Origin of the sequence: Gillisella vitis (assembly GCF_021559775.1) — a bacterium.
Lineage (GTDB): Bacteria > Pseudomonadota > Alphaproteobacteria > Rhizobiales > Rhizobiaceae > Allorhizobium > Allorhizobium ampelinum.
Genome location: NZ_CP056047.1, coordinates 3341428 through 3360288, shown reverse-complemented (window position 1 = coordinate 3360288; position 18861 = coordinate 3341428). Strand labels below are relative to the sequence as shown.

Annotated in this window: 18 protein-coding genes; 7 read left to right on the top strand and 11 right to left on the bottom strand. The window is 56.8% G+C overall.

Going from position 1 to position 18861, the window contains the following annotated elements; all coding sequences use genetic code 11:
- Positions 1–333: 333 nt before the first annotated feature.
- Positions 334–2217 (top strand): MFS transporter, encoded by a 1884-nt coding sequence (locus tag AVCG78_RS15555; protein ID WP_071203177.1) that lies wholly within the window; start codon positions 334–336, stop codon positions 2215–2217.
- Between the two features lie 68 nt (positions 2218–2285).
- On the opposite strand, the gene AVCG78_RS15550 is transcribed toward AVCG78_RS15555, so the two are convergent.
- The 4 genes from AVCG78_RS15550 to AVCG78_RS15535 all read right to left on the bottom strand — a co-directional run bounded on the left by AVCG78_RS15550 (position 2286) and on the right by AVCG78_RS15535 (position 5497).
- Positions 2286–3092 (bottom strand): phosphatase PAP2 family protein, encoded by an 807-nt coding sequence (locus tag AVCG78_RS15550; RefSeq protein WP_071203175.1) that lies wholly within the window; start codon positions 3090–3092, stop codon positions 2286–2288.
- Between the two features lie 134 nt (positions 3093–3226).
- A complete protein-coding gene (gene leuB / locus AVCG78_RS15545; protein WP_015917575.1) occupies positions 3227–4339 on the bottom strand; it encodes a 3-isopropylmalate dehydrogenase in 1113 nt (370 codons plus the stop codon).
- 175 nt (positions 4340–4514) lie between these two features.
- A complete protein-coding gene (gene leuD / locus AVCG78_RS15540) occupies positions 4515–5120 on the bottom strand; it encodes a 3-isopropylmalate dehydratase small subunit (RefSeq protein WP_071203173.1) in 606 nt (201 codons plus the stop codon).
- A 128-nt stretch (positions 5121–5248) separates the two neighbouring features.
- Complete coding sequence (locus AVCG78_RS15535) at positions 5249–5497, bottom strand: hypothetical protein (RefSeq protein ID WP_041698289.1); 249 nt, start codon at positions 5495–5497, stop codon at positions 5249–5251.
- A 114-nt stretch (positions 5498–5611) separates the two neighbouring features.
- Between AVCG78_RS15535 and AVCG78_RS15530 the strand changes: the two genes are divergently transcribed.
- From AVCG78_RS15530 to AVCG78_RS15520, 3 genes are all read left to right on the top strand, one after another.
- Positions 5612–6511 (top strand): HpcH/HpaI aldolase/citrate lyase family protein, encoded by a 900-nt coding sequence (locus AVCG78_RS15530; protein WP_071203172.1) that lies wholly within the window; start codon positions 5612–5614, stop codon positions 6509–6511.
- Positions 6512–6516: 5 nt separating this feature from the next.
- Complete coding sequence (locus tag AVCG78_RS15525; protein ID WP_071203170.1) at positions 6517–6723, top strand: DUF1737 domain-containing protein; 207 nt, start codon at positions 6517–6519, stop codon at positions 6721–6723.
- A gap of 160 nt (positions 6724–6883) precedes the next feature.
- The gene (locus AVCG78_RS15520) at positions 6884–8611 is read left to right on the top strand and encodes a methyl-accepting chemotaxis protein (protein WP_015917570.1); all 1728 of its coding nucleotides are present in this window, start codon (positions 6884–6886) and stop codon (positions 8609–8611) included.
- 236 nt (positions 8612–8847) lie between these two features.
- Here the strand turns inward: AVCG78_RS15520 and AVCG78_RS15515 are convergent, their stop codons facing one another.
- From AVCG78_RS15515 to AVCG78_RS15500, 4 genes are all read right to left on the bottom strand, one after another.
- Positions 8848–9417, bottom strand: coding sequence for a CarD family transcriptional regulator (locus AVCG78_RS15515; protein WP_041697279.1), 570 nt, complete (start codon positions 9415–9417; stop codon positions 8848–8850).
- A gap of 731 nt (positions 9418–10148) precedes the next feature.
- Complete coding sequence (fdxA, locus tag AVCG78_RS15510; RefSeq protein WP_070166230.1) at positions 10149–10487, bottom strand: ferredoxin FdxA; 339 nt, start codon at positions 10485–10487, stop codon at positions 10149–10151.
- A gap of 352 nt (positions 10488–10839) precedes the next feature.
- Positions 10840–11241: an RNA-binding S4 domain-containing protein gene (locus AVCG78_RS15505; protein ID WP_071203166.1), complete on the bottom strand. Its 402-nt coding sequence runs from the start codon at positions 11239–11241 to the stop codon at positions 10840–10842.
- Positions 11242–11244: 3 nt separating this feature from the next.
- Positions 11245–14388, bottom strand: coding sequence for a helicase-related protein (locus AVCG78_RS15500; protein ID WP_071203164.1), 3144 nt, complete (start codon positions 14386–14388; stop codon positions 11245–11247).
- A 464-nt stretch (positions 14389–14852) separates the two neighbouring features.
- Between AVCG78_RS15500 and AVCG78_RS15495 the strand changes: the two genes are divergently transcribed.
- Positions 14853–15008 carry a DUF3309 family protein gene (locus AVCG78_RS15495; protein WP_015917565.1) on the top strand — a complete coding sequence of 52 codons (156 nt, stop codon included), beginning with the start codon at positions 14853–14855 and terminating at the stop codon, positions 15006–15008.
- 34 nt (positions 15009–15042) lie between these two features.
- Positions 15043–15300, top strand: a complete 258-nt coding sequence (locus AVCG78_RS15490; RefSeq protein ID WP_041697274.1) for a YMGG-like glycine zipper-containing protein — start codon at positions 15043–15045, stop codon at positions 15298–15300.
- Positions 15301–15395: 95 nt separating this feature from the next.
- Here the strand turns inward: AVCG78_RS15490 and phbB are convergent, their stop codons facing one another.
- The gene (gene phbB, locus AVCG78_RS15485; RefSeq protein ID WP_071203162.1) at positions 15396–16121 is read right to left on the bottom strand and encodes a beta-ketoacyl-ACP reductase; all 726 of its coding nucleotides are present in this window, start codon (positions 16119–16121) and stop codon (positions 15396–15398) included.
- Positions 16122–16467: 346 nt separating this feature from the next.
- Positions 16468–17649: an acetyl-CoA C-acetyltransferase gene (locus tag AVCG78_RS15480; protein WP_071203161.1), complete on the bottom strand. Its 1182-nt coding sequence runs from the start codon at positions 17647–17649 to the stop codon at positions 16468–16470.
- A 239-nt stretch (positions 17650–17888) separates the two neighbouring features.
- Between AVCG78_RS15480 and phaR the strand changes: the two genes are divergently transcribed.
- A complete protein-coding gene (gene phaR, locus AVCG78_RS15475) occupies positions 17889–18464 on the top strand; it encodes a polyhydroxyalkanoate synthesis repressor PhaR (RefSeq protein WP_015917562.1) in 576 nt (191 codons plus the stop codon).
- Positions 18465–18619: 155 nt separating this feature from the next.
- On the opposite strand, the gene rpmF is transcribed toward phaR, so the two are convergent.
- A complete protein-coding gene (gene rpmF, locus AVCG78_RS15470; RefSeq protein ID WP_007604390.1) occupies positions 18620–18805 on the bottom strand; it encodes a 50S ribosomal protein L32 in 186 nt (61 codons plus the stop codon).
- Between the last annotated feature and the right edge of the window lie 56 nt (positions 18806–18861).

The window sequence follows — 18861 nt, the reverse complement described above, 5'->3', positions numbered from 1 at the left end:
TCGCCCGGGCAGATCCTGCCGGTTCCAGATGATCAGCACTGTAAAAGCCGAGTGCGCGCATTCCATGATCCTTTCGTCCTTGCCTTTACCGGGTTTTGTGCCGGTGTCAAGAAATTCACGCTGTAAATAGGGGACACATGCGTGCAAATTCAGGAACGGATTGTCCATTTGCATGCCGACGAACCGGTCATAACATTAGACGAAAGTCATAAGCCCAAAGCATGCCTCTCGATTTTCCCTGAATTCTGTCAGTCTGTTGGTAATTCGGAGCCGCGAATTGAGCCTTGGAGGAAGGTGCGCGGTCATCGGAGAACTCGTTCTGGAGGAACAGCAATGGCAAATGCCACAAGCCTGCACGCCGCGCCGCGCAGCATGACCAAGGAGGAGCGAAAGGTCATCTTCGCCTCTTCGCTCGGCACGGTTTTCGAATGGTATGATTTTTATCTCTACGGTTCGCTGGCGATTTATATCGGCGCGACCTTCTTTTCCCAATATCCTGAAACCACCCGCAATATTTTCACGCTGCTGGCTTTTGCCGCCGGCTTTCTGGTGCGGCCTTTCGGCGCGCTGGTGTTCGGACGGCTGGGCGATCTGGTCGGGCGAAAATATACGTTTCTGGTCACCATCCTGATCATGGGCGCCTCGACCTTTCTGGTCGGTATTCTACCAGGGTCAGCGACCATCGGCATCGCTGCTCCGATTATCCTGATCATATTGCGCATGTTGCAGGGCCTGGCGCTGGGCGGTGAATACGGCGGCGCTGCGACCTATGTGGCCGAACATGCGCCGCATGGCCGTCGCGGTTTCTATACGTCCTGGATCCAGACCACGGCAACGCTTGGCCTGTTCTTGTCGCTGCTGATCATTCTCGGTATCCAGACAGCCATGGGTAAGGAAGCCTTTGCTGCCTGGGGCTGGCGTCTTCCTTTCCTTTTATCGGTCATTCTGCTGGGGATTTCCGTCTGGATTCGTATGCAGATGAACGAATCGCCTGCCTTCAAGAAAATGAAGGAAGAGGGCACCCAGTCGAAAGCGCCGATTTCGGAAGCTTTCGGCCAGTGGAAGAATGCCAAGATTGCTATTCTCGCCCTGTTCGGTGCTGTCGCAGGCCAGGCAGTGGTCTGGTATTGCGGCCAGTTTTATGCGCTGTTCTTCTTGCAGAATGTTCTGAAGGTCGATCCACAGGCCGCCAATATCATGGTGGCGATCGCGCTGGCGTTCGGCACGCTGTTCTTCGTGGTCTTCGGCTGGCTTTCCGACAAGATCGGTCGCAAGCCGATCATCATGGCGGGGCTGCTTCTGGCTATGGTGACCTATTTCCCGCTGTTCAAGGCGATGACCTGGGCTGGCAATCCGGCTCTGGCACAGGCGCAGGATACGTTGAAGGCAACGGTTACTGCCGATCCCAAGGATTGCAATTTTCAGTTCAATCCGACCGGCACAGCAAAATTCACTACCTCTTGCGATATAGCCACGGCGCTTCTGACCAAGAATTCGGTGCCGTATGAAGTGGTACCCGGCCCGGCTGGCTCGGCTGCGACGGTAAAGCTTGGCGATAGCCAGATTGAAAGCTATGACGCCGTCAAGGCCGGCGCCAATGCCAAGGCTCTGGATGCCTCCCTGCAGAAAAAGATCAATGTCGCCCTGCAACAGAACGGTTATCCGCTGGTTCGCGCGCCGGTTCAGGTCCCCGATAGCAAGCTTGACGGCTTTATTGCCGCCAATGCGGAACTGGGTCTGAGTGCCGATACTGTCCGCACTGGGACCAAGACCATGGTGCCCACGACAAAGCTCGTCACTGACAAGTTGCTGACCCCGGAAGAGGCAACAGCTGCCGCTGCCCCTGAAATGGCGGTCTATACTGTTGCCAATGGCGGTGCATTCAGGATGGTGGCGGACCCTGCCCAGGTGAAATGGGTGCCGCTGATTGCCGTGCTGACGGTGCTGGTGATCTATGTCACCATGGTCTACGGGCCGATTGCCGCGATGCTGGTGGAGATGTTCCCGACCCGCATCCGCTACACGGGCATGTCGCTTCCCTATCATATCGGCAATGGCTGGTTTGGCGGCCTGCTGCCAGCAACGGCCTTCGCGATGAGCGCAGCCAAGGGCGATATTTATTACGGCCTCTGGTATCCGATCATTATCGCCGGGATGTCCTTCATTATCGGCATGATCTTCCTGAAGGAAACCAAGAACAACGATATCGACGGCTGATCCTCTTCCCGTCACACGTCAAGGCGCCCGGAAATCGACTTTCCGGGCGCCTTTCTTGTGCGCTAAGATCACGCCGCAGCCGCAGACAAGGACGGGTCCGGTTCCTGTTGGGGTGTCTGGGCCCTCTGCGGCATGTCATACCGTTGGCCACTATCCTGGATCAGCCTTTGCCGTAGAACGAGATTGCCATCGGAGGAGAGGCGGAAAACCAGTCCGCGACGGGCAAAGCCGAGCGCTGCGATCCAGGCGAACCAGGCTCCAAACCCCAGGCCAGCTACCACGTCGCTTGGATAATGCGCACCGACCATCACCCTTGTCATGCCGAGCCAGAGGGCGGCGATGGCAAAACCCAGCCGGTAGCGGGGGGCGATCAGGGCGGCAATCATCATCAGCGCTCCGATGGTGGTGGCATGGCCGGAAGGAAAGCTTTCAAAGCGCGCTGAATTGGCAAAAGGCAGGAAGTCGAAGGCGCCGGCATCGGTGAATTGATCTGGCCGGGCGCGACCGAGGGCGCGTTTCAACAGATTTGCCGCAAGACCTGAACCCGCGATGGTTACAAAGGCGTAGCAGCCAAGCATGGCGATAAACAGCGCCCGGAAGCGCTCCTCCACCGTATTGGCCAATCGCGATTTGGCCGCAGCCTGGACGGCGATCACAAAACTCGCCAAAAGACACCAGTCCGATTGGCCGATGCGGGTCAGAACGGTGGCAATCCGGTAAAAGACCGGGCAGGTCAGGCGGCCCGCATTGCCGATGGCGGTATCGAACAGCAGCGCCATCAACACAACCAAACTCGACCCCGCCAACAGACACAGGCGCGTCCGGCAATCCGGCACACGTCGCCGCCCGCTCTTGATCCTGGCAAGAATTGTCATCGCGACCCCCGTGCGCTGCGTCCCTTATCAGAGAACCAGCACATACAGGCGGATGTCTTCAACTATGTGACACTGTAATCCTGTTCCAGCGCAAGCCTGTGTCTTGCGCTGGAAATCCTTATCAATCCCGTCGATCAGTTCATCAGGGACTGGAATTCGGCGAGGATTGCATCGCCCATTTCGACAGTGCCGACCTGCTTGCAGCCGTCCGCCATGATGTCGCCGGTGCGAATTCCCTTGTCGAGCACGTTGGCAATGGCCTTTTCCAGCTTGTCGGCTTCATCAACCATGGCGAAGGAATAGCGAAGGCACATGGCAAACGAGGCGATCATTGCAATCGGGTTGGCAATGCCGCGGCCAGCGATATCCGGTGCTGAGCCGTGGACGGGCTCATACAGGGCCTTGCGCTTGCCGGTCTTGGCATCTGGTGCGCCAAGCGAAGCGGAAGGCAGCATGCCGAGCGAGCCGGTCAGCATGGCGGCCACGTCCGACAGCATGTCGCCGAACAGGTTGTCGGTGACGATGACGTCGAATTGCTTTGGTGCGCGCACCAATTGCATGCCGCCAGCATCGGCCAGCATATGCTCCAGCTTGACGTCGGAGAATTTGGCCTTGTGCAGCGCTGTTACCACCTGGTTCCACAGCACGCCTGATTTCATCACATTGCGCTTTTCCATCGAGCAGACCGCATTGCGGCGGGTGCGGGCCAGTTCGAAGGCCACGGCAGAAATCCGCTCGATTTCGTAGGTGTCGTAGACCTGGGTGTCGATGGCGCGCTTCTGGCCATTGCCGATGTCGGTAATGGTCTTCGGCTCACCGAAATAGACGCCACCGGTCAGTTCGCGGATGATCAGGATGTCGAGGCCTTCGACCAGTTCAGGCTTCAGCGAGGAAGCAGAGGCCAGCGCCGGATAGCAGATCGCCGGACGCAGGTTGGCGAACAGCTCGAGGTCCTTGCGCAGCCGCAGAAGACCGGCTTCCGGGCGAACGTCGTACTCGACGGCATCCCATTTCGGGCCACCGACGGCACCGAACAGCACGGCATCCGCCGCCATCGCCTTGGCCATGTCAGCCTCGGAAATTGCTGCCCCATGAGCGTCGTAGGCGCAACCACCCACCAGACCTTCATCGGTCTCGAAACCGGCACCCAGCGCGGAATTCATATAGGAAACGATCTTGCGAACTTCGTTCATGGCTTCAGGCCCAATGCCATCGCCAGGAAGAAGGAAGAGTGTGCGAACTGTCATGAGCCGACCTCGTTTGAAACAGGAGTGCGGCGGTTTTATCGGGCGATCAAGGGCAATTCAAGGACGCCAGCGCTGCTAACGGTACGGTTTGGCCATGCGACATGGCAAAGAAAAAGGCGGAACCTGCGTTCCGCCTAAGCTATGACTGCCACGGGTTGTGGCGAATGACTTCAGATCAGGCCCAGGGGCGCGATGCGGCGTTGGACGTCTCGAACGAAGCAATCGCGCTGGATTTTTCCATGGTAAGGCCGATGTCATCGAGGCCGTTCAGCATGCAATGGCGCTTGAACTCATCGATTTCGAAGCTGATGCTGCCACCATCCGGGCCGGTGATTTCCTGGGTTTCCAGATCGACGGTCACCACGGCGTTGGAGCCGCGCTGCGCGTCATCCATCAGCTTTTCCAGGTTTTCCTGGCTGACGACGATCGGCAGAATGCCGTTCTTGAAACAGTTATTGTAGAAGATATCGGCAAAGCTGGTGGAGATCACGCAACGGATGCCGAAGTCGAGCAAAGCCCACGGCGCATGTTCACGCGAGGAGCCGCAGCCAAAATTATCGCCAGCGACCAGGATCTTGGCGTTTTGATAGGCTGGTTTGTTGAGCACGAAATCCTGATTGATCGAGCCATCCTGATGATAGCGGGCTTCGGCAAACAGGCCTGTTCCAAGGCCAGTGCGCTTGATCGTCTTCAGGTAATCCTTCGGAATGATCATATCCGTATCGATATTGACGACCGGCAGCGGTGCCGCGACCCCGGTGAGCTTCGTGAACTTTTCCATAGACGTTACCTTCACTGGACCTGAATGAGATTGGCTCTTCGCATAACCGAAAAGCCTGTCGATTTGAAGGAGAATCTTGGAGCCACTTGCTTCATCGACGCATGGTCTCACGCGTATACGGCGACCTATTACATATCGATGATGGTGCCGCGCCCGTCATTCCAAATCCGCACTGGCTGTTGTTCTTCGGACTGACCTGGTTGGCGCTTGCGGGCGTGGACGGCAACCGGCTTCGGCTTGAGCGTCAAGGCGCGCCAAGCCAGCGTTCCCGTCAAAACGGCACCGAGCACAAGCGTCAGCGAGAAAGTCAATAAAGCTGCCGCAGTCAAGGCGATGACCCCAAGGCCGAGCAATCCAAGAGCACGAAGGTTCTGCATCATAGTGTTCCTTTCAATGGTTTGAAGGTGGGGCTTCTCCTGACGCTTTACAAGAGTTATTGAGGTCGCAACCCTTGTCGCAATAAATGTCAAACAACCGAAAGGCGAAGCGCCATGCAGACCAATCCGCCCAATCGCAGGCCGCGTTTTCGTCGCTCGTTGATCAGCGTTCCCGCTATCAACCTTCGTGCATTGGAAAAATCCCTGTCGCTTCCTTGCGATGGAATGATTTTCGATCTGGAGGATTCGGTTGCAGATGCTAGCAAGGCCGAGGCACGCGACACCCTGCGGCGGTTTCTACAACACGCGGATTTGAACGGTCGTGAAGCCATTATTCGCGTCAATAGCGGTGATACTCTTTGGTTTGCCGAGGATTTGGCCCTTGTCGAGGCGATCAAGCCGGATGCGGTTCTGCTGCCCAAGGCTGAACGGGTGGAAGACCTGCACCGGCTTCGCAGTGCAGCCGGGGTGGGGCCTGCCCTCTGGGCGATGATCGAGACACCGAAGGCCGTCCTGGCGGCGGTGGAGCTTGCCAGTGCGGGTGCGGCACTGGGGCTGGAATGCCTTGTGGTCGGGCTGAACGACTTGCGCAAGGAAACCCGGGTGCCACCGGGCCTTGGCCGTCAATATCTGGTTCCGTGGCTGATGCAGGTGGTCTTGGCTGCCCGTGCTTACGGACTTGAGGTTATCGATGCAGTTTCCAATGATTTTCGCGATCTTGACGGTTTTGCAGCCGAATGCAGCCAGGGCCGTTCGATGGGCTTTGATGGAAAGATGCTGATCCACCCGGCCCAGATCGAGGCGGCTAATCGGTATTTCGGCCCATCTGAAGCCGACATTGCCGAGGCGCGGGAGATTGTCGCGGCTTTTGCGGCGCCGGAGGCAGCGCATCTCAATGTCATCAATCTGGATGGCCGGATGATCGAGCGGCTGCATGTCGCCGAAGCCGAGCATCTTCTGTCCAAGCTGTCTCTTCTTGAACCACGACCATCATCTTCAATCCAGAAAGGATGATCCCCATGAAAGTCTATCGTTTTCTCACCGGTCCCGACGACGCCACCTTCTGTCACCGGGTGACCGATGCCCTTAACAAGGGCTGGGAACTGCACGGCTCGCCCAGCCTGACATTCAACCCTGCCGTCAACCAGACCTTTTGCGGCCAGGCGGTGGTGAAGACCGTCGAGGGCAAGACCTATGATCCGTCCATGAAACTGGGTGAACAATAAGCGTTTAAGTCGCTGGCCGGATGCGAAAATGCATCCGGCTGGAAGGCTGCCTTGAAGGATTGTCGTTATCTCGAATTCGATACGAATGTTTTGCAGAATTTACCTGTCATTCTTGAATTGGAGCTAATGTGCCGAAATATCGCTCTTGTGAGGTGTATTCGTGCGACCAGTTTTCAAGGCCCATTCGACCGGCAATTCCCACTCCGATTTTGAGGTGAAGCTTGCCTCCGCCCATTCGCGGATCGAGAAGTCCTTTCTCGATGGCGGCGCCGTACTGGTATCGGTGATGGATAATCTCGGCAGTCTGGTGGATAGCCTCGACCAGTTGACCGGCGTTTTGGATGGCAAGACGACGACAGATACCGTCCAGGGTCTTCGCAAGACGGTTTCCGATCTCGCCTTGCTGCCCGCACGGGCATCGGCGCGCCAGGACTCCTTCAGCCAGATCTCCGATCAATGTGCCTCGACATATTCCCATGTCGAGGAAATGCGTGAGACCATTCGCTACCTGCGCACATTCGCCATCACCGTGAAGATAACCGGGGCGGGGCTTGCCGAGTTTTCGGGCTTTGCCGATGAAATCCGTGAACGTATCCAGTCCGGTGCCGAGGAAATCGACCGGTTTGCCGAGCAATTGGCGGGTATGCGCGGCCAGCTAGACACGGCACGGGCGTTTTCCGATGGCATCTTGTCGGATTTCAGCAACACCATTCCCACCATTGTCAGCTCGCTGACCCTAAGCTCCGACCAGTTGGCAACCCAGCACAAGACGATGGCTGGCATTGCCAATGATGTGAAAGGGCTCACCCGCGCCATTCAGGGCAAGATCGCCAACGTGCTCTCGGCCTTGCAAATTGGTGACATTACCCGTCAGCGCATTGAGCATATCCAGAGTAGCCTGGATTATCTGGAGGAATTTTTTGCGGCTGGCGGATTGCGTGACCCGGCTGAAAAAGAGGCGCTTCGTCAGGCTGTTCTGCATCTTGCCCACGCGCAATTGCAGGAATCCCTGGATGATTTCCGGCAGAAATGCACATCGATTGCCGCCAATATGTCGAGCTTTACCAGCGATGCTGCCCGCGTTCTGGCGCTGCGTGACGAATTGAACCAATCGGGCGGTGACAATGACCGCAGCCTGCTACGCAAGATGGAAAGCGATATCAGCCATGCCTGCGCGCTTTCGGCGCGGGTACAGGACCGCAGCCATGAATCGGATGCTGTCGTCAGTTCCGTTACCCAGTCCGCTCAGGCGCTCCAGGAAGGCATTGAGACGATCCGGTCGATCAAGACCGATATTCACTATATGGCGCTGAATTCCAATCTTCGCTGCTCCCGTCTTGGTGATGCCGGCCGGTCCGTCAATGTCGTCAGTGGTGAATTGCGCACCTTTGCCGCCAAGCTGGAAACCCCAGCCGATGCTATTGTCGAGGACATGCGCTGTGTCGAAGAGGCGACGGCGTCGCTGACCCGCGACGACAATGACGACATCAACCATATTCATGAGCCGCTGAACCTGGCGCTGGATAAGATCCGCGTTGTTGCGACGGATATGGAAAAGGGTCTTGAGGCCTTTGGGGCTGAGGGTCAGCTGGTGTTCAGCCGGATCAGCGCGGCGGTGACCAAGCTTGATTTCGATGGCGAATTGGGTGGCCTGCTGCTGGATTGCCTGGCAATCGCCGACCGCGCCCGCGGGCATATGCCGTCGCTATCGGCTATTCCCGCTGCTGCGCTGCCGCTCAGCCAGAAAATCTTCGCCATCTACACGATGGCGCAGGAGCGCGATATTCATCAGCGTTTCCTGCCCTTGCAGGCTGGCTTTGACATGGTCGTAGATCAGGCCGAGGTTTTTGAAGACGACGAACAGTTGTTTGCCGGAGCATTGTTTTAGCGTTTGCCTGAGGAAAAGTTGAACCCGATTTTCCCGAAAAGACAAACAAAAACAAGAGAGTTTAGCCTCTGTCTGGTTCAATATGAACCTGACAGACTCTAGAGCATCACACCGAAAGCTGGACATTGGGTTTCGGAAGATCGGCTGTAAAAACCAAAGCCAAATCATCCATGGATGTGCAGAAGACATAAAAAAACCCGGCAATGCCGGGCTTTTTTATGTTGGAGTGAGCAAGCTTACGCTGCTTCTTCCTGAGTTTCGTCTTCTTCCACGGACTTGCCGCGCTTCGGGCCTTTGGCAAGATTGACTTCCACCAGCCGGACGGCTTCGGTTTCAGACATCTTGTTGACGGCGGCGATTTCACGCGCCATGCGATCCAGTGCGGCTTCATAGAGCTGACGCTCGGAATAGGACTGTTCCGGCTGGTGCTCGGCACGGAAAAGGTCGCGTACCACTTCGGCAATGGAAATCAGGTCGCCGGAATTGATTTTCGCATCATATTCCTGTGCCCGGCGTGACCACATGGTCCGCTTGACACGTGCCTTGCCCTGAACGACTTTCAAAGCCCGATCAACAAAATCGGTTTCCGAAAGCTTGCGCATTCCGATGGTGACAGCCTTGGTGACCGGCACTTTCAAACGCATTTTATCTTTATCGAAATCGATTACAAAAAGCTCAAGCTTCATGCCCGCGACTTCCTGCTCTTCAATGGCGGTAATCGTACCGACGCCATGGGCCGGATAAACGATCGCCTCACCTGTCTTGAAGCCCTGACGCGTCGAGGATTTTTTCTGCTGGGTCGTCATTCGCTCTAAAAACTCCCTGTTACTGTATCGGCGACAGCCGACCCCAGGCCGAAAGACCCGGATGAGACGGGGGAACCGTCGGGTGACTCCATGCTGATCCAGTTACGATCAAACGAATAAAAGCACATCAGCGACAGAACCGGCGAGGTTTACATGTCACAAACATAACTTTCGTGGATTTTTCGGCTTTCGCGGTAGGTTTGGGCACACAAATGCCCTCACGTGTGGATCAGTTCTATAGGCTTAACATAAAAAAGTGAGGAAATCAATATTTTGCTGCCTTGCGACAGCTTGACGGCGGAAACTGTTCTTCTTTATGGGTGCGGTTTGACCTGTCATTGGCCAGCCTCGCCAAGGTAAAATAAAATATCTTTTAACCTATTGATTTTTTTAGAAATTCAGAAAATCGTCAAGCTGCGGTAACGATTCCTTTTGCGCGTTGACGCCGCCCCGGTCTCGTCAATTCGTTCACAATGACACGCAATTGCATGGCTGCTGTCATAAAAAACAGAAGCTGCTATGCAGTTTTATCCCAAGTCTTAAACAGGTGAAGCGGAAGGCGTTTCAAATATCTCAAATGCGGCAAGGGCTTGAGACATTTGAAAAGGAATAGGACGATGTGATCGTCAACAGGCAGCCCATCGTCCATTGCCGCCCAATGGGCGGCACCAGGGGGGGCGGCACCGGGGGCGGCATCCGGAATCGGGTGAGACCGCGTCGCAACTCGCCAATCAGTCGCCCGTCCCAGGCTTTTCCGAGAAATAAAGCTCGAACTTGCCTTCGACGCCATCCATTTCCTTGGCTTCCGGCAAAGCATCACGCTTGGTGGTGATATTTGGCCAGATCTGGGCAAACTCCGCATTGATTTTCAGCCACTTATCGAGACCCGGTTCCGTGTCCGGCTTGATGGCTTCCGCTGGACATTCCGGCTCGCATACACCGCAATCGATGCATTCATCGGGATTGATGGCCAGAAAATTCTCACCTTCGTAAAAACAGTCGACCGGGCATACTTCCACGCAATCGGTATATTTGCAGCGTATGCAGTTGTCAGTCACGATATACGTCATGCGGTACTCCAGAGATCTCTCGATGGCGAGTGCGACGCCGCGTCTTGCAGGAACGGATTAGGCAAGGAAAAATCGACTGTCCCATATCATGCACAGCTTTTTCCACAAGGGCAGTGAGCTACTGCTTTCCAGAACTGTTAGCAAGGATAAATCATCCCTATCTCGCTGCGATAGAGGTCGATTTTCCTAGTGTCCGTCAGGCGCTTCCCAAACCAGACCGCCCAGCTCTGATACCAGGCATGAAGATACGGCGTATCCTTGCCTTCCGCAGATTTCGAATATCTCCAATGCATCAAAGGCTTGAGATATTCGAAAATGGAAAATGGCCGGCTATTTTCGGTGGCCCTTCGTGTCAATCGTCGCCATCCATCAGGCGGTCCACTTGCCGGCGTTCGCGCTTGGTCGGACGACCGGAGCCGGGAAGTCTTTGTGCCTGTTCGAAAGCGGTCATGGCGTCACGGGGCGGGCGCGGTGGTGACTGGTCTTCATAGAGCAGTTTCGCCTGCTCGTAAGGGCCGCGATGCGTGCCGGGCTGGCGAACGACAAGTTTCATGTCGTGATTTGGAAGGGTGATATCCAGCACGTCGCCGGGCCGGACAATGATGCTGGGCTGCTTGGCGGATTTGCCATTGACCCGTACCCGGCCCGAGACGATCTGTTGCTGGGCTAGCGTTCGGGATTTGAAAATTCGCGCAAAAAACAGCCACTTGTCGATCCGTTGAGAGGGTCCGGCGAGTGGCTGTTGTTCGCTCATGGCTTACTTCTTCATCTGCTCCTTCAAGGCAGCCAGTTTGGCGAAAGGAGAATCCGGGTCGATCGGCTTTTCCTTGCGCGGCGGCTTTGCCTCGAAACGCTGCGGCTGGGTTGATTTTGTATCCCTGTCGCGGTCCTTACGCGGACCGCGATCATCGCGGTCGCCCCGGTTTGCGTGCTTGTCGCGGTTGCCGTCCCGGTCGCGGGGCTTGCCGTGATGGCCACCCTCGCGGCGCTTGTCATCGCGGTCACGGCCACCTTCTGTACGGGCACCTTCGGGACGAGCGTCCGGTTTCTGCTCGCCCTGCTGCGGGGCGCGCTTTGCACCCTGCGGACGGCGGTCGCCCTGTTGTGGACGTCCGGCCTGGCGCTGGTTGTCGTTGCGTCCACCAGGACGCCACAGCAGAACCGGCTTGGGTTCCGTTGGTCCTTCCGGATTGGCAAGAAGGTCAGCGGATGGAGCCTCGGTCGCTGCAACTTCGGCCTCTTTGACCTCCGCTGGTGCTTCTAGCGTTGTTTCGGCGCTGATCTCAGCACTTGGGACGGTCTCGAGCGCTGCCGGTTCAGCAGCGACAGTTTCCGTCGCTGTGGATTCGCCATGCTGATCCGCATCGTCTTCGTCGGTTTTTTCGACGCTTTCGGCTGTCTGCGTTGGTGCATTGGCGGCTGCGGCGGCAGGCTTGTCGTCCTGGGTGCCAAGGAAGGCCTGGGCCTCTTCTGCCTTGACGGCATCGGCACGGTAGCCGAGGCCTTTCAGGATTTCTTCCATGTCATCGGGTGTCGCACCGAGGATGGAGAGCATGGCCGTGGTGGTGGTGAAGCGGCGGCCATCGTAAGCGCCGTCCGGGCGCGGCGTGGTGCCTGGCTTCCATTGCAGCAGTGGACGGATCAGATCCGCCAATCGCTCCAGAATATCGATGCGCACGGCGCGCTTGCCCAGGAAGCGGAAACCGGCCAGCTTATAGAAATTGCGCTCAAAGCTCGGATCAGTCACCACTGAGGTGCGGCCTGCGGCCAGGACCGGGATGAGATCGCCATAGCCGGGCTTGTCCAACCCGTCATTCTTCAAGGCCCAGAGCAGGGTGATCAGCTCCGCCGGAGCGGGCTTCAACAGCGCTGGCATGAAGATGTGATAGGCACCGAAGCGCACGCCGTAGCGGCGCATGGAGGCGCGTGCATCCTGGTCCAGCGATTTCACCTCTTCGGTGACGTCGCGGCGGAACAGAATTCCAAGCCCTTCCACCAGCTGGAAGGCCAATCCCTTAGAGAGGCCCTGCAAGTCCTCGGCCCGCGACAGATCGTCGAGTGGCTTCAGAATGGTCGAGATATGATGATTGACGAAGCGCTCGATGCGGGCGACGACGTGATCGCGGGCATTGCCGCTCAACGGTTCGTCCGCCAGCAGCAGAATGCGGGGGCGCATGATGTGATCCGAGCCGGTCAGCCGGGCGACGGGATCACCCAGCCACCGGACGAGACCGTCGGAACTGAGCGCCAGATCCCCATTGCCCGAAGCATGCAATCTTGCAGCCCGCGCTTCGAATTCCAGGCCAAGCGCCTTTTGGGCAGCAGTTTGCACCGCCTTGGCGTCCGGCCCCTCGGTTCCAGAGATCGGCGTAAACCGGAATCCGGAGAGTTGGCCCACGTGATGTCCTTCGACGAAGACATCACCGTTCACACTGATTTCAGCTTCCAGCATCCCATTCTCTCTCAAGCGCTTCATAAGCACAGATGTCCTGCGATCAACAAAGCGTTTCGTCAACCTTTCATGTAACGCGTCAGACAATCGATCTTCGATTTCCCGCGTCTTTTCTTGCCAGTGTGTCGGATCGGCAAGCCAACCTGGCCGGTTCGACACATACGTCCAAGTTCGGATCTGCGCAATGCGCGCAGAAAGAGTATCTATCTCGCCGTCTGTCCGGTCGGAGCGATGCACCTGCTCTGCCATGAAATCTTCATTCACACTACCGTGCCGGGCAAGGTCGGAATAGAGGGTAAGAATCAGATCGGCATGTTGTGCCGGGGTAATTCGCCGATAATCCGGTAATGCGCAGGCATCCCACAGCAGCGAGACCCGATTTGGCGACGAAGCCAGGTCCTGGACTTCCGGATAGCGGGCCAGATAATCCAGCGCCTGCTGATCGATTGCTGGCAGCGCCCGCACCAGTCCCGCCACCTTAGGGGCGGCATCCAGGCTGCGGCGCAGGTTGGCAATCGAGGAAAAATCGAATTGGGCGGTGCGCCATTGCAGCACCTTGACCGGATCGAAATGATGGCTTTGCAGCCGTTCCACCAGTTCTGGCTCAAAGGGATCGACCCGTCCTGTGACGCCGAAAGTACCATCCTTCAGATGGCGTCCGGCGCGCCCAGCAATCTGGCCCAGTTCTCCGGGGTTGAGATTGCGGAACTGATAGCCATCGAATTTGCGGTCCTGGGCAAACGCAACATGATCGACATCGAGGTTGAGGCCCATGCCGATCGCATCGGTTGCGACAAGATATTCGACATCGCCGGATTGATAGAGGCCGACCTGGGCATTGCGGGTGCGCGGGCTGAGTGCGCCGAGCACCACAGCGGCCCCGCCGCGCTGGCGACGGATCAATTCAGCAATGGAATAGACCTCGTCGGCGGAGAAGGCGACGATTGCCGTGCGTTGCGGCAGCCGGGTGATTTTCTTTTCGCCGGCATAAAACAGCTGCGACAGGCGTGGACGCTCAACGACAGTAACACCCGGCAGCAGATGCTGAAGGATCGGCTTCATGGTCGCCGAGCCAAGCAGCAGGGTTTCCTCGCGTCCGCGCAAATGCAAGAGCCGGTCGGTAAAGATATGGCCACGCTCGAGATCGCCCGCCAACTGGATTTCATCAATGGCAACGAAAGCGACTTTGGTCTCGCGTGGCAGCGCTTCAACGGTGCAGACAGAAAACCTTGCATTGGGCGGGGTGATTTTTTCCTCGCCCGTAATGAGGGCGACATGCGCCGCGCCGACCCGCTCGACCACCCGCGTATAAACTTCGCGCGCCAGCAACCGCAAAGGCAGGCCGATCATACCCGACCCATGGGCAACCATGCGCTCGATGGCATAATGGGTCTTGCCCGTATTGGTCGGCCCCAGCACAGCAATCACGCTGCGGCCGCTCAGGATCATGGGTTGCGAAGTCAAATCGTCGCTCCGGACTGCACTGTCAAAAGAGGATGGCAACAGCCTATCTTCCTTCGCGACCACACATGGCGATGCCTTGGAGCAAAGGCAAGAAAAGAATTGCCCTGGAGCTGCTTTTCCGGTTCCAGAGGCGAATAGGAGGGAAATAACCTCCGGTTGTGGTGGATTTTGGTTGTTTTGCGCACCGGGCTTTGATTCGGAACAGCTAAAGAACGAATCGGCGACGAATCACTGACTCCTCCTCTTTCATGTTTTGTTCCAAGCTTCATCTTGTGGGTCATTGGCCTGAGGAGAGCAAGATGATGGAGGCCACTTACAACCGGAACCGTTGCCGGTCTCCGTAATGCGAAGCGATGAGATGAAAGGGCAGGCCGGGCGGAACAATACGGTGTCTGGATCATTATAGGGACACATGAATTAAGACATGCTGAAAAGTAAAGGGAAACACCATGCTAGGCACAATTCTCGTCATCATCCTCATATTGTTGCTGCTTGGGGCGCTTCCGACTTGGGGTCATAGCCGCAACTGGGGCTACGGTCCGTCCGGCGGCTTGGGTTTGGTTGTGGTCATCATCATTATTCTGCTGCTTATGGGCCGTATCTGACGGTTATCCAGGCCAGGAAGAAGAGGAAGTTTTCATGAAAAAGACAGTGATTGCAGTCGCCATGCTCTTGCCGATGATTGCGTCTTGTACGCCGACGGAGCGCGGTGCCTCGATTGGTGCAGCATCCGGCGCGGTCATCGGTGGCGTTGCTACCAATTCGGTTGGTGGTGCTGCGGTGGGTGCCGTCGGCGGTGGTGTGATTGGCGCTTTGATTGGCCAATCAACAGAGCGTCGTGGCTACTGCGTTTACCGTGACCGTTACGGTCGCCAATACGAGCGCCGTTGCCGTTAAGCGGCATAGATTTGAATGTGAAAAGCCGCCGGATCGCTCCGGCGGCTTTTGTTTGTTGGGATAAGGCAATAGCGGGTGGAGCAAAGCCGATGCAGTCAGACGAAGAATTGGCCACCATTGGCGGAAATCGTTGAGCCGGTGATGAAACCGGCGTCATCGGAAGCGAGAAACACCACGATACGGGCAATTTCCTCCGGTTCGCCGAGGCGTCCGACCGGAATTTGCGGAATGATCCGCTCGTTCAAGACTTTTTCCGGGATCGCCCGGACCATTTCCGTGCCGATATAGCCCGGGCAAATGGCGTTGACGGTAATATTCTTCGCCGCACCTTCCTGGGCAAGCGCCTTGGTAAAGCCGAGATCGCCAGCCTTGGCGGCAGAATAATTGGCTTGGCCCATCTGGCCCTTCTGGCCGTTGATGGAGGAAATGTTGATGACGCGGCCAAAGCTGCGGTCGCGCATGCCCGTCCAGACCGGGTGGGTGACATTGAACAGACCACTCAGATTGGTGCCGATCACATCGTTCCACTGTTCAGGCGTCATTTTATGGAACATGGCATCACGGGTAATGCCAGCGTTGTTGACAAGGATTTCAACCGGCCCGAGGGCCGCCTCGACTGCGGAAATGCCCTGCTTGCAAGCCTCGTAGGAGGAGACGTCCCATTTAAAGACTGGAATGCCGGTTTCGGCTTCAAATGCCTTTGCGGCCTCGTCATTGCCAGCATAATTGGCGGCTACCGTATATCCAGCTGCCTTCAATGCCGTTGAAATTGCTGCGCCGATGCCACGTGTTCCGCCGGTTACCAAAGCTACCCTGCTCATTCCAGTCTCCTCTCAATAAGTGTTTTCTTGTGTTACGTCTCTCCGTTACCCTAGGGGGCAAGGAGTGACATCCCCCAATTCAATGGGTGTTTCTGCGAAATACACAGAGAACGCCAGTCACTACGGTTTGACGCCGGAAACATTGAACTGGAATGATGCAGGTAAAATATGGCCGGATCGGTTCCCGGCTCGTTTATTGTCTTGGCGGTGCGGATGCGGTCCGCTGCTGAAACCAGTTCCGTTGATTCCATCCGGTAAAAGAAAAGGGTGGCGATCAGGCGATACCCTCGCCGTTTACGATATCAAAGCCCGATGGTTTCCCATCGGGCTTCTGGCTCGATAGGTCTCAGAGACCTTCGATGCACATGGCAACGCCCATGCCACCACCGATGCACAGGGTCGCCAGACCCTTCTTTGCGCCGCGCCGTTTCATTTCAAACAGCAGGGTGTTGAGAATACGGGCGCCGGATGCGCCGACCGGGTGGCCGATGGCAATGGCGCCGCCATTGACATTGACGATTGACGTATCCCAGCCAAGATCCTTGTTGACGGCGCAGGCCTGGGCGGCAAAGGCTTCGTTGGCCTCGACGAGATCGAGATCGTTCACGCTCCAGCCAGCCTTTTCAAGCGCCTTGCGGGATGCGGGGATCGGACCTGTGCCCATGATCTTCGGATCGACGCCAGCTGTGGCCCAGGAGGCGATGCGCGCCAATGGCTGGATGCCGCGACGGACGGCTTCAGCTTCGGTCATCAGCAGGGCGGCGGCGGCTCCGTCATTGATGCCAGATGCATTCCCGGCGGTGACGGTGCCTTCCTTGTCGAAAGCGGGACGCAGCTTGGTCATGCTGTCCAGGGTTGCACCTACGCGGATATATTCATCCGCATCGACGATCACATCGCCCTTGCGGCCTGGCACAGTGACCGGGACGATTTCGTCCTTGAACCGGCCTGCTGCCTGGGCGGCTTCGGCCTTGTTTTGCGAGGCAACCGCAAAGGCGTCCTGCTCGTCGCGGGTCAACTGCCACTGGCGGGCAACATTTTCGGCGGTGACACCCATGTGATAGCCGTAGAAGGCATCGGTCAGGCCGTCCTTGATCATGGTGTCGATCATTTTCATGTCGCCCATCTTGGTGCCAGCACGCAAATGGGCGCAGTGGGGAGCAAGCGACATGGATTCCTGGCCGCCAGCAATGATGATGGAGGCGTCGCCGGTGGCGATCTGCTGCATGCCGAGTGCCACGGCGCGCAAGCCGGAGCCGCAGAGCTGGTTTAGGCCCCAGGCAGTTTTTTCCTGCGGAATGCCGGCCTTCATGGCGGCCTGGCGGGCGGGGTTCTGGCCCTGGCCGGCGGTCAGGATCTGGCCGAGGATCACTTCGTCGACTTCGGCTGCCTCGATGCCTGCGCGTTCCAGCACGGCCTTGATCGCGGTCGCACCCAGATCATGCGCGGCAACGTTGGCAAATGCCCCGTTGAAAGAGCCAACTGCCGTTCGAGCCGCGCTGGCAATGACGATGGAAGGCGTAGACATGGGTATCTCCTCGATAGTGTTCTTTGCTGCGGCTGAGACTGTCAAAGCTTCCCTGAGAAGTCAAACTCAAAGCATTGGGAAATTTCAGTCTTTGGTTGCATTTCAGCGGATGGCTATCGCTGCTTTCGATAGCGCAATCCCGCGACGCACAAAGAGATTGTCACGCCCGTCGATTTGCGATTACACTTCCCTCTCAGGGAAGAGCAATAATAACGACATAAGCCGGGTTAGGAGACACAATGGCCAAGACCGATGGCGAAATCATCATTAAGAAATATGCCAATCGCCGCCTCTACAACACGGGGACCAGTACCTATGTAACGCTGGAAGATCTGGCCAAGATGGTAAAAAAGGGCGAGGAGTTCACCGTGCAGGATGCAAAATCCGGCGAGGATATTACCCATTCCGTCCTGACCCAGATTATTTTCGAGCAGGAAGCCAAGACCACCAATACGTTGCTGCCGATTTCTTTCCTGCGCCAGTTGATCAGCTATTATGGCGATCAGATGCAGATGGTGGTGCCGAGCTTTCTCGAACATTCGATGAAAGCCTTTACCGAGCAGCAATCCCAGATGCGCGACCAGATGACCCGCGCTTTTGGTGAGACACCGCTTGCTAAGAATTTACAGGCACCGATCCAGCTGATGGAGGAGCAGGTCAAGCGCAATACCGAGATGTTCCATCAGGCCATGCAGATGTTTTCGCCCTTCATGACGCCGACGCCAGCACGCGAGACGAAGCGGCCGGAAACCAAGGATATCGACGATCTGAAGGAGCAGTTGCGCAATCTGCAAACCAAGCTCGATAAACTCTGACAACTGGTGCCGCAACGGCGTTGTGCAGGGGTGTTTTCCTGCACCGCGCGGTTTGTAATATCTGTAGAGGACGCTACAAGCAGGCGGTTTAATCAAAAAATGGCAAAGAAAAAGGCCGGAAAACCGGCCTTTTTATATAGTCATATAGAAAACGCTTATGCGCTTTCCTTCGGTGTCAGAACCTGACGGCCGCGATACATGCCGGTCTTCAGATCGATGTGATGCGGACGGCGCAGTTCGCCGGAATTCTTGTCTTCGACATAGGTCGGAGCCTTCAGACCGTCGGCAGAACGGCGCATACCGCGCTTGGACGGGCTTGTTTTTCTTTTTGGTACAGCCATTTTAATTACTCCACGTGACGGTCGAAAACCGATGAACCGGCCCTTTTGGAGCCGAA